Here is a 14,221-nt window from a genome sequence, read left to right on the forward strand (position 1 = left end):
TTAATCTTTTTTTCCTAAGTTTTTTAATGGATGTTCCTCACGAGACCAAAGCGGAGTAAAATAGCTGTCTACCCATTCTTTGGTTATATCATTTAATGTTACAGGCTGCCACTTTGGAGACTGGTCTTTATCTACAAGCAATGCTCTTACGCCTTCTGCAAAATCCGGATGGATGCAGCATTGGCACGATAAGTTTAATTCGGATTGAAAGACTTCTTCCAAACTTAAATTTTTACCTTCTTTTAATTGTCTGAAGATGATGTGTGCTGAACTTGGAGAGCCTGCCTCAAAGCTTTTGATTCCTGTATTGATCCATTCATATTTATCAGGATATTGCAGTAAAATTTCTTTGAACTCTTCTAAAGAACCTATTCCTTCAAATTGTTTGATGAATGAATGATGGCTCTGCGCCTGTGACTCGGGAGTATCTGTTTCTTTGGAAATGTTTTCCAGAATTGCGGAAACGGTTTGGTGGTTATTTCCATTCCATTGAACCTGATTCAGCGCATTCAATAGTGTTTCTTTTGAACTGGAAGAGACGTAATAGTCTGCCAATCCTAAGAATTTACAGTCGGCTCCATCTAATCTTGCCCCTGTTAATCCTAGATAAATTCCATAAGCGGAAGGCATTTTGTTTAAAAACCATGTGCCGCCAACATCCGGATATAAACCGATGGTAATTTCAGGCATTGCCAGCTTACTTCTTTCGGTCACAATACGGTGGGAAGCTCCTACCATAACACCGATTCCGCCACCCATCACAATTCCGTGTCCCCAGACAATAATGGGCTTCGGATAAGTATGAATAGCATAATCTACCTGATATTCCTTGAAAAAGAAATCGAAACACGGCTGAGGTACTTTTGTTCCGTCAACACTTTGCTGTTCGATAATAGCATCGTGCAGTTTTCTTACATCTCCTCCGGCACAAAGAGCTTTTTCACCGGCTCCCTGAATAAACATACAGAATACTTCATCAGATGTTTTCCATTTTTCCAAAACAGCTTTCAATTCTTCAATCATTTCTAATGAAAGCGAATTGAGCGTTTTTTCGGAATTCAGGGTGATGATCCCGACTTTATTTTTTATTTCTGTTAGTACTAAACTCATTTTTAATCTTTTGAATTAACGGATTTGTATCATGGCTCCTTCTTCTAAAATCTTTCTTGAAATCACCAGTTTCATAATTTCGTTGGTTCCTTCTACCACCTGATGCACTCTGGCATCCCGCATAAGACGTTCCACAGGAAAGTCCTGTGTGCATCCATATCCGCCCAGTATTTGTAATGCTTCGTTGCAGATGTTAAAACACATATCGGTTGCCAGACGTTTTGCCATAGCACAGTAAGTAGTAGCATTCGTGTCTTTAGAATCTAATTTGAAAGCTGCCAAAAGGACCATCTGACGGGCTGCCACCAATTCTGTTGCCATATCAGCAATTTTAAACTGCAGTGATTGAAACTGAGCCAGTGATTTTCCAAACTGAAGCCTTTCATGCATATATTTTCGGGCTTGGTTAATAGCTCCCTGTGCAGCTCCTACAGAACATGTTCCGATGTTGATGCGGCCGCCATCCAGGCCTTTCAATGCTATTTTAAATCCTTGCCCCAATTCACCTAAAAGGTATTTCTCATCTACTTCCACATGATCAAAGAAGACGAAGCGTGTCGGCTGGGTATTCCAACCTAATTTTTTTTCTTTTTCGCCAAAGCTGATCCCTTCAGAATTAGCGGGTACTACAAATGCACTGATTCCTTTAGGACCAGAGTCTCCCGTACGGGCCATTACAATAAGTATATCACTTTCGCCTGCTCCGGAGATGAATGCTTTCGTTCCGTTAATGATGAATTTGCTGCCCTTTTTTACTGCCGTAGTTTTTAGGGCTGCAGCATCTGAACCGGAACCCGGCTCTGTAAGACAATAAGAACCTAATAATGTGCCTGATGACAAATCCGGACATAGTTGTTTTCTGATCTCTTCACTCCCAAATTCATCAATCATCCATGAAACCATATTGTGTATGGTAATATAGGCGGTAGTGGAAGGACAGGCTGCTGCCAGTTCTTCAAATATAATGGCAGCGTCCAGCCGTGATAATCCCAGACCTCCGGCATCTTCGCTGGTATAAACACCGCAAAACCCCAGTTCTCCGGCCTTCATAATAGCTTCTCTCGGAAATACCTTCTGAGCATCCCATTCCGAAGCATAAGGTGCCAGCTCTTTATCGGCAAACCTTCTTGCGGCATCCTGAAACGCCAGCTGATCTTGATTTAGGTTGAATTCCATAGAAAACTTATTTTAAACTGATGGTCATATTCAGGTCGCCTGCAGGAATATCTTCTTCAAACCAACGGGCTGTAATCGTTTTGGTTTCTGTATAAAAACGAACTCCTTGTTTTCCGTAAGAATGCAGGTCGCCAAAGAATGATTTTCTCCATCCTGTAAAAGAGAAAAACGGTAATGGAACAGGAATCGGAAGATTTACCCCAATTTGTCCCACTTCAATTTCGTGCTGGAATTTTCTGGCTGCTGCCCCTGAATTGGTAAAGATGGAAGTTCCGTTTCCATAAGGATTAGCATTGATGATTTTAATAGCTTCATCAAGTGTTTCCGCTTTTAATAATAATAAAGCAGGCCCGAAAATTTCTTCTTTGTAAATATCCATATCCGTAGATACGTTATTGAATAAAGTAGCACCTACAAAGTGTCCGTTTTCATAGCCTTCTACTGTACAGTTGCTGCCATCCAGCAATACCTCAGCTCCCTGATCATAAGCACTTTTAATCAATCTTACAACCTTGTCTTTTGATTGTTTGTTGATTAAAGGACCAAAAGCTGCTGAATCATCAGACCATACTCCGGGTTTAATCGTGCTTAAAGCTTTTTTGATATCATCCACCCAATTTTGAGCTTCACCCACCAAAACAGCTACACTGATTGCCATACAACGCTGTCCGGCCGCTCCGCAGGAAGCTCCTACAAGATTGTTGATGACCTGTTCTTTATTGGCATCCGGCATGACTACCATATGATTTTTTGCTCCTCCAAAAGCCTGAACTCTTTTCAGATTATCAGTTCCTGTGCGGTAAACATGTTCCGCAACGGGAACTGAGCCTACAAATGAAATGGCTTTGATTTCCGGATGGTTCAGAATGTGATTAACCTGATCTTTGGATCCGTGAACAATATTCAGAACTCCTTTAGGAAAACCTGCTTCTAAAAATAGCTCAGCCATTTTCATAGAGGTCATCGGGGTTTGTTCTGAAGGTTTTAAAATAAAGGTGTTTCCACAGGCAATGGCCATAGGGAACATCCATAAAGGAATCATTGCGGGAAAGTTGAAAGGGGTAATTCCTGCACAGACTCCAAGAGGCTGAATATAGCTATAGGTATCAACACCTCTCGCTACATTTTCTACCGTTTCTCCCATCATGAGCGTTGGAATGTTGCAGGCATGCTCTACCACTTCAATGCCGCGCCATACATCTCCCATGGCATCAGGGAATGTTTTTCCATTTTCTTTGGAAAGGATTTCGGCAATTTCTTTTTGATTTTCTTTTAAAAGCTGCTGGTATTTTAGAAAGAATCTGGCTCTTTCCGGAGTAGCTACTTCTTTCCATGTTTTGAAGGCTTCTTTAGCTGCTTCTATCGCCTGATCTATTTCAGATAATTCCGTTAAAGGGACTTCTGCAAGAATTTCCTGGGTAGCAGGATTTTCTACAGGAAGATGCTGTACCGCTTTACTTTCTATAAAATCTCCGTTGATTAATATTGTTACTTTTTGTGACATGATTTTTAGATTGAGGTGAAAAGCTGAGAGTGAATTTTTATTTTCACTCTCAACTTCTTATTAGATTATATTACCAGCAGATCAACAAACTCGTTGACATCCAGATCAACAAGCGTATCGTATTCTAAAGAGTTTTCCAATACAATTCTCTGTTGTTTTTCCGGGAATATTCTGGCAAGATTTACTTTGTATTTCTTGATCAGTTCAGGAATTCCTTCTTCTCTTCTGCGTTTGTGACCGATTGGATATTCTACAACGATTTCTTCCAGCACGGTTCCGTCCTTTAATTCTACCGTTAAAGCATTGGCAATCGAACGTTTTTCAGGATCATGATAATCTGTGGTGAACTGTACATCTTCCACACATTCAATTTTATCACGAAGGATGTCGATTCTTGGATCTGATGCTATGTTATCTTCATAGTCTGCAGCAGTAAGCCTTCCGAAGATCAGTGGAACTGCTACCATGTACTGAATAGCGTGATCACGGTCAGCAGGATTGTTCAATGGACCTTTTTTATCAATGATACGAATGCAGGCTTCGTGGGTACGGATGGTTATTTTCTTGATGTCTTCAGCAGATTTTCCTGATTGTTTTAATTGATGATGTAAAGTCATAGCTGCTTCTACAGCTGTCTGAGAGTGGAATTCTGCAGGGAATGAAATTTTAAACAAAACATTTTCCATCACATAAGAACCATAATCTCTCTGGAATTTGAATTCATTTCCTTTGAAAGATACATCATAGAATCCCCATGTTTTTGCAGTTAATACAGATGGATAACCCATTTCGCCTGTCTGGGCAATTAATGCCAGACGTACAGCTCTTGAAGTGGCATCTCCTGCAGCCCATGATTTGCGGCTTCCTGTATTGGGAGCGTGACGGTATGTTCTTAAAGACTGTCCATCAACAAATGCTAGAGAAACGGCATTGATTAATTCATCACGCGTCAAACCGATTAGTTTTCCTACAACGGCTGTAGAGGCTAGTTTCACCAATAAAACATGGTCTAAACCTACTTTGTTGAATGAATTTTCTAACGCAATTACGCCTTGTATTTCGTGAGCCATAATCATTGCTTCCAGAACCTGTTTCATTTTCAGCGGAGCTTTTCCTTCTGCGATATTCGTTCTTGAAAGCCAGTCAGCGGTTGCTAAAATTCCTCCCAGGTTATCTGAAGGGTGTCCCCATTCAGCAGCTAGCCAGGTATCATTGAAATCAAGCCATCGGATAATTGCTCCAATGTTGAAAGCAGCCTGTACCGGATCCAGCTGAAACTGTGTACCAGGAACTTTAGCTCCATTCGGAACAACAGTACCTTTTACGATAGGTCCTAAAAGTTTGGTACATGCAGGATAAGTCAGTGCTTCCAATCCGCATCCGATCGTGTCTAATAAACAGTAGTGTGCTGTTTTCCAGGCTAAATCGTTTTTGATTTCATAGCGTAATACATAATCTGCAATATCTGTTAATACCTGATCCGGCTGTGGTCTTTCGTTTGAAATGTGTGATGACATCTTTATTTTTTAGTTTAATTATGAATTGATTTTTTATTTTCTGTTTTCGATGTTGACAAAGTCTTTATTTTCAGGGCCTGTATAATTGGCACTTGGGCGGATAATTTTTCCATCCTGTCTTTGTTCGATAATGTGTGCACTCCATCCTGTGACTCTGGAGATAACGAATAACGGAGTGAACATCAATGTGGGAACTCCCATCAGGTGATAAGATACCGCAGAGAACCAGTCCAGATTCGGGAACATTTTCTTTTCTCCCCACATCACAGTTTCCAGTCTTTCAGCAATATTATACAGCAGCATGTCTCCGGCTTCTTCGGAAAGTTCTTTGGCTACTTTTTTTATCACTACGTTTCTTGGGTCCGATATGGTATAAACAGGATGTCCGAATCCGATGATTACTTCTTTGTCAGCAATACGTTTTCTGATGTCTTCTTCTGCTTCATCAGGAGAATTGTAGCGGCTTTGGATTTCGAAAGCTACTTCATTGGCTCCTCCATGTTTTGGACCTCTCAAAGCACCAATAGCTCCTGTGATACAAGAATAAAAGTCCGATGAGGTTCCGGCAATAACTCGGGCAGTGAACGTAGATGCATTAAACTCATGTTCAGCATACAGATTAAGAGATATTTCCATTGCTTTCACCCACGAATCCGGTGCTTTTTTACCATGCAGCAAATGAAGGAAATGTCCGCCAATAGTATCATCGTCCGTTTCTACATTGATCTCTTTGCCATTGTGTGTATAGTGATACCAATATAAAAGTCCTGAACTGAAGGAAGCCAGTAGTTTGTCGGCAATATCTCTTGCTCCCGCAACATTGTGGTCATCTTTTTCAGGCTGAATACTTCCGATTGCTGAAACCATTGAACGCATAACGTCCATTGGATGTGCGGCTGCCGGAATACTTTTTAAGATATTTCTTACAGAGTGGGGAAGTCCTCTCAGTGATTTTAATTTTGCTTTATAGTTTTTGAGTTGAGCTTCAGTAGGCAGCTGGCCATAAATCAGAAGATAGGCTACTTCCTCAAATTGTGCTCTTTCTGCAAGATCCAAAATATCATAACCTCTGTAATGAAGGTCATTTCCACTTTTTCCTACACTGCAAAGAGCAGTATTGCCTGCTGTTACCCCTGAAAGAGCTACACTTTTTTTAGGTTTAAATGTTGGTTCGCTATTCGTTGACATGAGTATTTTGTTTAAAAAGGTTATCTAATTTTTGTTCATAATCATAGTAGCCGATGCTTTGATAGAGTTCTTCTCTGGTCTGCATCGTATCCAGTACGTTAGCTTGTGTTCCATCCTGACGGATATGCTGGTAGACATTCTGTGCTGCTTTATTGGCTGCCCTGAATGCGGAAAGAGGGTAGAGGATAAGCCCTACACCTGCGTTTTTCAGTTCTTCAACGGTGTACATTTTGATCATCCCAAACTCAGTAATGTTGGCTAATACGGGGATTCCGGCAGCATCAACAAATTTTTGATAAAAACTTAAATCGGGTACTGCTTCGGCAAAAATGAAATCTGCACCAGCTTCCTTGTAGGCGATGGCTCTTTCTAATGTTTTTTCAAGACCTTCATTTGCAAAAGCGTCTGTTCTGGCTCCAATCACAAAATTTTCATCGGTACGGGCATCTGCAGCCGCTTTAAGTCGGTCTACCATTTCCTCTTTGCTTACGATTTCTTTTCCAGGACGGTGTCCGCAACGTTTTGCACCCACCTGATCCTCAATGTGAATGGCTGCTGCACCAGCTTTGATTAATGATTTAATAGTTCGGGCAACATTAAAGGCAGAAGGTCCAAATCCTGTATCAATATCCACCAAAAGGGGTAAATCACAAATATTAGTAATACGCTGAACATCTATGAGTACATCATCCAGAGTGGTAATCCCTAAATCAGGAATTCCTAAAGATCCTGCAGCAACACCTCCTCCTGAAAGATAGATTGCATTAAAACCAGCCTGCTGTGCCAATAATGCATGATTGGCATTGATGGCTCCCACAATCTGAAGGGGATTTTCTTTTTCCATTGCCTCCCGGAATTTCAGGCCGGGGGATTTCCAGTTTTCATTTTTGATCATTTTAATATGTATTGTTGAGTTGAAATTTGTTTATCAGTGAAGAAGCCGGGAATCTGTAAAGACATAGCTTTTGAGTAAAAAAAGAAAAGATGGGTGACAATTTGAGAAATCTTACTATCCTGCAGCTGATGAGAATTTTGATAAAATCTTCCTGAGCAGGTCTGTAAAATAAACCTGTTACGACTCCACGAATAATTAAGATTGCTTTGGTACACCATTACTTTTTACATTGATTAAATCCTATAAAAAGTCCTCAGTAAACTTCGCGGTGCTTTATGAAGAAAGAAAAATTACGGAAAGGGGATACGAATGAGCCACAGAATCATGAGAAGTACCCAATGTACACTCATATCCATCTCAAAAAAATAACATAGGTTGATAAAACTGTTTTTATCACACTATATCCATATCGTATCATACCTGACTGTAAGCTTCAAATCGCGAAAGCATCGTCAATACGAAATAGGCAGGTCTCCTGACTTGTAACGGTTTTTATCATCCTTCCCATATGAAAAATATACAGTGGATATCAATTGATAAAAACTTTTTGTTTGTTACTTACAGTTGCGCGACAGTTCGTGATTTACACACGATTCCCTTTTAATACACAGCTAAGTGTAACCAGTTTCGGTTGATAAAGAAGGTTTTAAGAACTCCTTGGTGGTAAATATAAGTATTTTATAATAACGAAAAAGATATTTTATGTAATCAATAGTTTTTTTACTGTAATCTATTGGAAATGCTTAAGTTGTGATGGGTGTTTTAGGGTGAAAACGGATTATTTGTGTTGTTAAATTAATATAAAAGATAACCGAAAAATTAAAGATAGTTAATAAATTTACTGTTCTTCTTTCATTTTATAAATTTTATTAATCGTATATTATTGATTATGGTAGACATTGCAGAATTTAAACAAAATCTGGGTTTGAGTGAAGTTCCTGTAGAGCTTGAAAAACTGATTTACTTCCAGAATACCATTTCCTCGTTTGAAAATTATTCGCAAGGCTTTGGTGTGTTAATCGATAGTAAATCCGGACTGAAAAGCTGGAGTGATGATGAAAGTTTTTTGAATAGTATGCTGCCTTTTGCTCAGGCCAATGGTTCAGGTTCATTCTATGCAATCTGGAATAATGCAACGGATCAGCCTTTAAATAAAATGCCTGTTGTGGTTTTTGGAGATGAAGGTGGAGTTCATATTGTCGCTGAAAATAGTGTACAGTTTTTACATTTGCTCACTTTTGACACTGAGATTTCAGTAGACTTTGATGAAGCTTATTTTTATAGAGATGAAGAGGATTATGAAGAGAGTCCGGATTTAAATGAATATTTGAGGTGGATGAAAGGAGATTACGGTTTAAGCCAGATTGAAGAACCTGATGTGTTGATTCAAAATGCTCAGGCTCGATATAAAGAAAGTTTTGATCAATGGTTTGGGCAATATTTTACAGATCATTAATCTTATATTAATAACTTCTCTGTAGAAGATTTTCATTTTTGATAAGTGAAGTTTTTTTTGAGTACGAAATGATTCGAACCTTTGACCGTCCCGATTTCAATCGGGATGCTCTATCCAGTCTGTTTTATCAATGATTTTTAAGTAATGAATAAAAACAAAAAAGACTTACTAAAAATAGTAAGTCTTTATGTGAGCGCGAAAGGATTCGAACCTTTGCCGTCCCGATTGAAATCGGGATGCTCTATCCAGTCTGTTTTATCAATGATTTTTAAGTAAGGAATAAAAACAAAAAAGACTTACTAAAAATAGTAAGTCTTTATGTGAGCGCGAAAGGATTCGAACCTTTGACCGTCTGCTTAGAAGGCAGATGCTCTATCCAGCTGAGCTACGCACCCTTAGAAGTTGATTCTCGCTTAGTAAATAAGCACATTAAAAAGTCGGGGCGGCAGGATTCGAACCTGCGACCTCCTGGTCCCAAACCAGGCGCGATGACCGGACTACGCTACGCCCCGAATATATAAGAAGAGCGGAGGGTAAGGGATTCGAACCCTTGCGACACTTTCGCGTCGACAGTTTAGCAAACTGCTCCGTTAACCACTCCGGCAACCCTCCTTTTTGTTTATTTTTTAATGATCGTTGTTCCGTTATTGCGAGTGCAAATATAGAACAGATTTCTTTATTTACCAAATAAAATTCAAGAAATTTTTGTGTATTTTTGAGGTAATAAATCATTCAAAAACCAAACTGATGCGTAAAACATTATATATCATCGGATTAAGCACTTTTGTTTTTTCATGTACTTCTCAACAAAATGTAAAAAAAAATACTTACAAACCGAAAACCCCAATAACACAGGCGAAACCGACGGTTCAAACAACTCCTCCGGTCGCTCCAAAACCAAAAGTTGTATCTGATCATGGAGTAGACTTTTTTACTACTAATATAGCAGACCCAACAAAAAATGATAATACGGCAAGTTATGGTTCTATTGTATCTGCAAAACCAGCCGGATACAAGGTGGTGAAAACTTATTTCCCTGCGATAGCCCAGAATTTCAGACAACGTTATCTTATATTACATTATACAGCTCTTGCGGACGATAAATCTCTTACTGTTCTTACCCAGCAGGCAGTGAGTGCCCATTATCTGGTAAATAATACAGGAGATAACGAGATCTATCAGTTGGTAGATGAAAATAAGCGAGCCTATCATGCAGGAGTAAGCGCTTGGAGAAATGACAAAAATCTCAATGATAATTCTATCGGTATTGAAATTGTAAATACAGGCTATACTACAGATGCTACCGGCAAAAGAACTTTTGCTCCTTTTAGCGATGACCAGGTGAAAAAAGTAGCTGCCTTGGTTAAAGATATTGTGACAAGATATCAGATTCAGCCTACGAATGTATTGGCGCATGCCGATATTGCACCTACAAGAAAGCAGGATCCGGGACCTATGTTCCCATGGAAAAAACTGTATGATGAGTACCAGGTTGGAATGTGGTATGATGAAGCCGCTAAACAGACTTATCTTGAGGCAGCACAGGCTGATATTACGGCAAGATATAATGAGGCCAGTTTTATCTTCCTTATTCAAACTTCATTGCAGAAATTTGGATATGCACTTGATCTTAGCGGAAAATGGGATGATGCTACCAAAAAAACAATTGAAGCTTTCCAGTATCATTTCCGTCCACAGAATTATGACGGAATTATGGATGGCGAAACATGGGCAATACTCCAGGCTTTAAATCAAAAATATCCAACAAAATAATTCAAATTAAAACGCATCGGTTAGATGCGTTTTTGCTATCTTTAAACGATCAAAAACAGTAAAATATCTGTAATGGAAAATTTCAGAAAAGAAAGTGATCTATTAGGCGAACTGAATGTGCCTTTAGATGCTTATTATGGGGTTCAGACACAAAGAGCTATCAACAATTTTAAAATCTCAGGGCAGCTTTTGTCTTCATATCCGGATTTCATAAAAGGATTGGCGTTTGTAAAAAAAGCAGCAGCTAAAACCAATTATGAACTAGGACTTCTAGACGAAAACCTGTATTTTAAAATAGCAGAAGCGTGTGATGAAATTGTAGAAGGGAAATATCATGAGCAGTTTCCGGTAGATATGATTCAGGGAGGAGCAGGAACTTCTATCAACATGAATGCGAATGAAGTGATCGCCAATATCGTGTTGGAAAAGCTAGGGAAAAATAAAGGAGAATATGAATTCTGTTCACCTAATGACCATATCAACCTTTCTCAGTCTACCAACGATGCTTACCCTACAGCAATCAAAATGGGATTGCTTCAGATGAATATCGGATTGGTAGAAAAACTGGAAAGAATTATCACAGCTTTCCGTGCAAAAGGACAGGAGTTCCATGATGTTATTAAAATGGGACGTACACAACTTCAGGATGCCGTTCCAATGACTTTGGGACAGGAATTTGAAGCTTATGCAGCCACTTTAGAAGAGGATATCTCCAAACTGAATAACAATGCCAACCTATTTGTAGAAGTAAATATGGGAGCAACCGCTATCGGAACTGGATTAAATGCTCCGGTAGGATATGCTACTCTTTGTGCTAAAAACTTAGCTCAGATTACAGGATTCCCGATTGTTTCAGCACCGGATCTAGTAGAAGCTACTCCTGACACAGGATCTTATGTGATTTATTCTTCAGCTACAAAGCGTCTTGCGGTGAAGCTGTCCAAAATCTGTAACGATTTAAGATTACTTTCATCAGGTCCAAGAGCTGGTCTTTTTGAAATCAACCTGCCGCCAATGCAGCCAGGATCTTCTATCATGCCAGGGAAAGTAAATCCTGTAATTCCGGAAGTGGTAAACCAGGTTTGTTTCAAAGTATTCGGAAATGATCTTACTGTAACTTTTGCCGCAGAAGCAGGTCAATTACAGCTGAATGTAATGGAACCGGTACTTTCACATGCCATCATGGAAAATATCAACTTCCTTTGCAATGCGTTAGATACGCTTCGTGACAAATGTGTGGTTGGAATTACTGCCAATAAAGAAATTTGCCTGAATATGGTAAAACACAGCATCGGTATTGTAACAGCATTGAACCCTTATATCGGGTACAAACAGTCTACACAGATTGCAAAAGAAGCATTGGAAACAGGAAAGAGCGTTTACAACCTTGTTTTGGAAAAAGGAATTCTTTCTCAGGAAAAGCTGGATGAAATTCTTGATCCGAAAAACATGCTGAAACCGCATAACAAATAAATTCTATCAACGATGAAAGATCAATGATAATTGATTTCCGAAATGGCTTCTTATCATTGATCCTTCATCATTAATCAACTTATCATTTCCGTGAGGTTTTTAATCATAATTCCTGCCCATAACGAAGAAGACAACCTCCCATTTACTCTTACTTCTCTGCAACAGCAAAGTAGCAAAGATTTTAAAGTAGTGGTAGTGAATGACGGTTCTACAGACAGAACAGCTGAGGTCATCAGAAACTATACAGAAACTGATTCCCGTTTTGAAACAGTCAACCTACAGAAATCTGAACATCAGCCAGGTTCTAAAGTCGTTCACGCTTTTAAAAACGGACTTCAGACTCAATCTATAGATGAATTTGATATCATCTGTAAATTTGATGCTGATATCATTCTTCCGGAAAATTATCTGGCGGATGTAGCAACAGCTTTTATCAATAATCCTGAATACGGACTTGTTGGAGGGCTTCTGTACATAGAAAAAGAAGGAAGCTGGGTGTATGAAGGAAATTCCAATAAACATCATGTAAGAGGTCCTATGAAGGCTTACCGTAAAGAATGCTTTGTGCAGATCGGTGGTTTAAGGGAAACATTGGGTTGGGATAATATTGATTCCATATTGCTGGATCATCTGGGATGGAAAGAAGTTGTACTTCCGGAGCTCCATGTAAAGCTGATTAAAGTAAAAGGAGCCGATTACACCATACGTCCTGCGGATTATTACGGAAGATATTTTTATTTCTTGGGACTGAACAGGTTTCTGGCTTATATTGCCTCTTCAAAAGAAGCTATGAAAAGCAAATCTGCTTCATTTTTCTTTGATATTATCAACTCTTATGAAAGCTGCAGATCAGAGAAATTAGAACTGAAAATCACGAAAGAAGAACAGAAAGCCGTTAATGATCAGCGTTGGAGAATGTTGAAGAAGAAATGGCTGAAAATGTAGAAGGTGATTTTCTAAATGTTGTAAATGTTCATCAATAGGAACGGGTTTAAACCCGTTTAATAAAAAATAAAATCGATTGGCTTTAGCCAAATCTTATGATATAACTCCCGTTAACCCGTGAAAAAAATAGCTTACATAGAAATAGATACCCACGCAGAAATTGCCCAGGCTTTCATGGATATTATGAAAGATTCTCAGGATTTTGCGGTAGACTATTATTTTTCAAAAAGAATCAAAGATCAGGTAAGTCACCGCCATGAAGCTGTGTTTTTATCAGATAGTTCTATGATTCTGGATCAGTTAAAGGGAAAAGGGTATGATCTTGTGATCATAGGCACGGTACACCGTTATTTTAATACATTTTTAGCGATCACAAAAAAGTACAATACAGCAGTTATTTCTCATAATCTTAATTTCATAAAAGCTTCCAAGCTGGATCTGATGAAAAGTGTTTTCAAAGGAGACATTATTTTCAGGTTAAAATTATGGCTGAAAGAAGGATTATTTTACAAAACCAAAGTATATCAGAATTCCAGATCTCTTTTTGTGCTGGATGAAGCCCTTATTTCAGAGAAATATCAGTATTTGCCCCTGTTTTTTACAAGAGATTTTGACAAAGCGAAAAATGAAAAGTTTGTAGTGGTGATTCCAGGTGGTGTTTCACAGAAAAGAAGAGATTATCATTATATTTTTGAAACTATTCAGAATCTGAATGTAGATAAGTCTTACCAATTTATATTCCTTGGAAAAGCAAACGGACATGAATTGAAACAACTGCAACATTTGTCTGAAAAACTGCCTGAAAACATTGAAATCACCTATTTTTCAGAAAGAGTTTCTTCTGAAGAATTTGAAAAGTGGATGCAGAAAGCAGATGTTTTATGGTGTCCGATTCAGCAGGATACAGAATTTTTCAGCATGAAAGAAACGTATGGATTTACTAAAATGACGGGAAACCTTGGCGATGCCATAGCTTATGGAAAACTGGCTGTTTTTCCTGGAAATTATCCTTCAAAACTAAATTTTATTATTCCTGAAAAAGAAAATGTTCTTGAACAGTTAAAAACCGTTTCTGAAAACCCATTTGATTTTTATACAGCATACAGCAGGAAAGAAGTTCAGAAAAAGCTGGAGCAATTTCTAACTGGCTTGATATAAAAAACTTTGGATTACTGTCTTTTTCT

General features: G+C 38.7%; 11 protein-coding genes, 3 tRNA genes and 1 riboswitch. Of the genes, 5 read left to right on the top strand and 9 right to left on the bottom strand.

The window, feature by feature from the left end; genetic code table 11:
* From ACKTTZ_RS14025 to prpB, 6 genes are all read right to left on the bottom strand, one after another.
* The gene (locus tag ACKTTZ_RS14025; protein ID WP_407845848.1) at positions 1-1,110 is read right to left on the bottom strand and encodes an enoyl-CoA hydratase/isomerase family protein; all 1,110 of its coding nucleotides are present in this window, start codon (positions 1,108-1,110) and stop codon (positions 1-3) included.
* A 15-nt stretch (positions 1,111-1,125) separates the two neighbouring features.
* On the bottom strand, positions 1,126-2,286 hold the full coding sequence (locus ACKTTZ_RS14030) for an acyl-CoA dehydrogenase family protein (RefSeq protein WP_407845849.1): 1,161 nt from the start codon (positions 2,284-2,286) through the stop codon (positions 1,126-1,128).
* 7 nt (positions 2,287-2,293) lie between these two features.
* Complete coding sequence (locus ACKTTZ_RS14035) at positions 2,294-3,790, bottom strand: CoA-acylating methylmalonate-semialdehyde dehydrogenase (protein ID WP_034700191.1); 1,497 nt, start codon at positions 3,788-3,790, stop codon at positions 2,294-2,296.
* 65 nt (positions 3,791-3,855) lie between these two features.
* Complete coding sequence (locus ACKTTZ_RS14040; protein WP_407845850.1) at positions 3,856-5,307, bottom strand: bifunctional 2-methylcitrate dehydratase/aconitate hydratase; 1,452 nt, start codon at positions 5,305-5,307, stop codon at positions 3,856-3,858.
* A 33-nt stretch (positions 5,308-5,340) separates the two neighbouring features.
* The gene (gene prpC, locus ACKTTZ_RS14045) at positions 5,341-6,495 is read right to left on the bottom strand and encodes a 2-methylcitrate synthase (protein ID WP_407845851.1); all 1,155 of its coding nucleotides are present in this window, start codon (positions 6,493-6,495) and stop codon (positions 5,341-5,343) included.
* Complete coding sequence (prpB, locus tag ACKTTZ_RS14050; RefSeq protein WP_034700197.1) at positions 6,482-7,390, bottom strand: methylisocitrate lyase; 909 nt, start codon at positions 7,388-7,390, stop codon at positions 6,482-6,484. Before prpB ends, prpC begins: the two co-directional genes overlap by 14 nt.
* A gap of 447 nt (positions 7,391-7,837) precedes the next feature.
* A riboswitch (cobalamin riboswitch) is annotated at positions 7,838-8,031 on the bottom strand.
* Between the two features lie 248 nt (positions 8,032-8,279).
* Here prpB and ACKTTZ_RS14055 point away from each other — a divergent pair.
* The gene (locus ACKTTZ_RS14055; protein ID WP_051934673.1) at positions 8,280-8,846 is read left to right on the top strand and encodes a hypothetical protein; all 567 of its coding nucleotides are present in this window, start codon (positions 8,280-8,282) and stop codon (positions 8,844-8,846) included.
* A 321-nt stretch (positions 8,847-9,167) separates the two neighbouring features.
* Here ACKTTZ_RS14055 and ACKTTZ_RS14060 read toward each other — a convergent pair.
* The 3 genes from ACKTTZ_RS14060 to ACKTTZ_RS14070 form a co-directional block, all read right to left on the bottom strand.
* Positions 9,168-9,241, bottom strand: a tRNA-Arg gene (locus tag ACKTTZ_RS14060).
* A 42-nt stretch (positions 9,242-9,283) separates the two neighbouring features.
* A tRNA-Pro gene (locus tag ACKTTZ_RS14065) sits at positions 9,284-9,358 on the bottom strand.
* 15 nt (positions 9,359-9,373) lie between these two features.
* Positions 9,374-9,458: transfer RNA gene (locus tag ACKTTZ_RS14070), tRNA-Ser, on the bottom strand.
* 135 nt (positions 9,459-9,593) lie between these two features.
* Here ACKTTZ_RS14070 and ACKTTZ_RS14075 point away from each other — a divergent pair.
* The 4 genes from ACKTTZ_RS14075 to ACKTTZ_RS14090 all read left to right on the top strand — a co-directional run bounded on the left by ACKTTZ_RS14075 (position 9,594) and on the right by ACKTTZ_RS14090 (position 14,195).
* The gene (locus ACKTTZ_RS14075) at positions 9,594-10,619 is read left to right on the top strand and encodes an N-acetylmuramoyl-L-alanine amidase (RefSeq protein WP_253317301.1); all 1,026 of its coding nucleotides are present in this window, start codon (positions 9,594-9,596) and stop codon (positions 10,617-10,619) included.
* A 72-nt stretch (positions 10,620-10,691) separates the two neighbouring features.
* Positions 10,692-12,092, top strand: coding sequence for an aspartate ammonia-lyase (gene aspA / locus ACKTTZ_RS14080; protein WP_034700201.1), 1,401 nt, complete (start codon positions 10,692-10,694; stop codon positions 12,090-12,092).
* A 90-nt stretch (positions 12,093-12,182) separates the two neighbouring features.
* A complete protein-coding gene (locus ACKTTZ_RS14085; RefSeq protein ID WP_407845852.1) occupies positions 12,183-13,037 on the top strand; it encodes a glycosyltransferase in 855 nt (284 codons plus the stop codon).
* A gap of 117 nt (positions 13,038-13,154) precedes the next feature.
* Positions 13,155-14,195, top strand: a complete 1,041-nt coding sequence (locus ACKTTZ_RS14090) for a hypothetical protein (protein WP_407845853.1) — start codon at positions 13,155-13,157, stop codon at positions 14,193-14,195.
* Positions 14,196-14,221: the final 26 nt, after the last annotated feature.

Origin of the sequence: Chryseobacterium sp. KCF3-3 (assembly GCF_045865955.1) — a bacterium.
Lineage (GTDB): Bacteria > Bacteroidota > Bacteroidia > Flavobacteriales > Weeksellaceae > Chryseobacterium.

Excerpts from the sequence above, each read along its gene's own strand:
- ACKTTZ_RS14055 (WP_051934673.1), top strand. The coding sequence starts at position 8,280 with ATGGTAGACATTGCAGAATTTAAACAAAATCTGGGTTTGAGTGAAGTT.
- ACKTTZ_RS14035 (WP_034700191.1), bottom strand. The coding sequence starts at position 3,790 with ATGTCACAAAAAGTAACAATATTAATCAACGGAGATTTTATAGAAAGT.
- ACKTTZ_RS14075 (WP_253317301.1), top strand. The coding sequence starts at position 9,594 with ATGCGTAAAACATTATATATCATCGGATTAAGCACTTTTGTTTTTTCA.
- ACKTTZ_RS14040 (WP_407845850.1), bottom strand. The coding sequence starts at position 5,307 with ATGTCATCACACATTTCAAACGAAAGACCACAGCCGGATCAGGTATTA.
- prpC (WP_407845851.1), bottom strand. The coding sequence starts at position 6,495 with ATGTCAACGAATAGCGAACCAACATTTAAACCTAAAAAAAGTGTAGCT.
- ACKTTZ_RS14025 (WP_407845848.1), bottom strand. The coding sequence starts at position 1,110 with ATGAGTTTAGTACTAACAGAAATAAAAAATAAAGTCGGGATCATCACC.
- ACKTTZ_RS14030 (WP_407845849.1), bottom strand. The coding sequence starts at position 2,286 with ATGGAATTCAACCTAAATCAAGATCAGCTGGCGTTTCAGGATGCCGCA.
- aspA (WP_034700201.1), top strand. The coding sequence starts at position 10,692 with ATGGAAAATTTCAGAAAAGAAAGTGATCTATTAGGCGAACTGAATGTG.
- prpB (WP_034700197.1), bottom strand. The coding sequence starts at position 7,390 with ATGATCAAAAATGAAAACTGGAAATCCCCCGGCCTGAAATTCCGGGAG.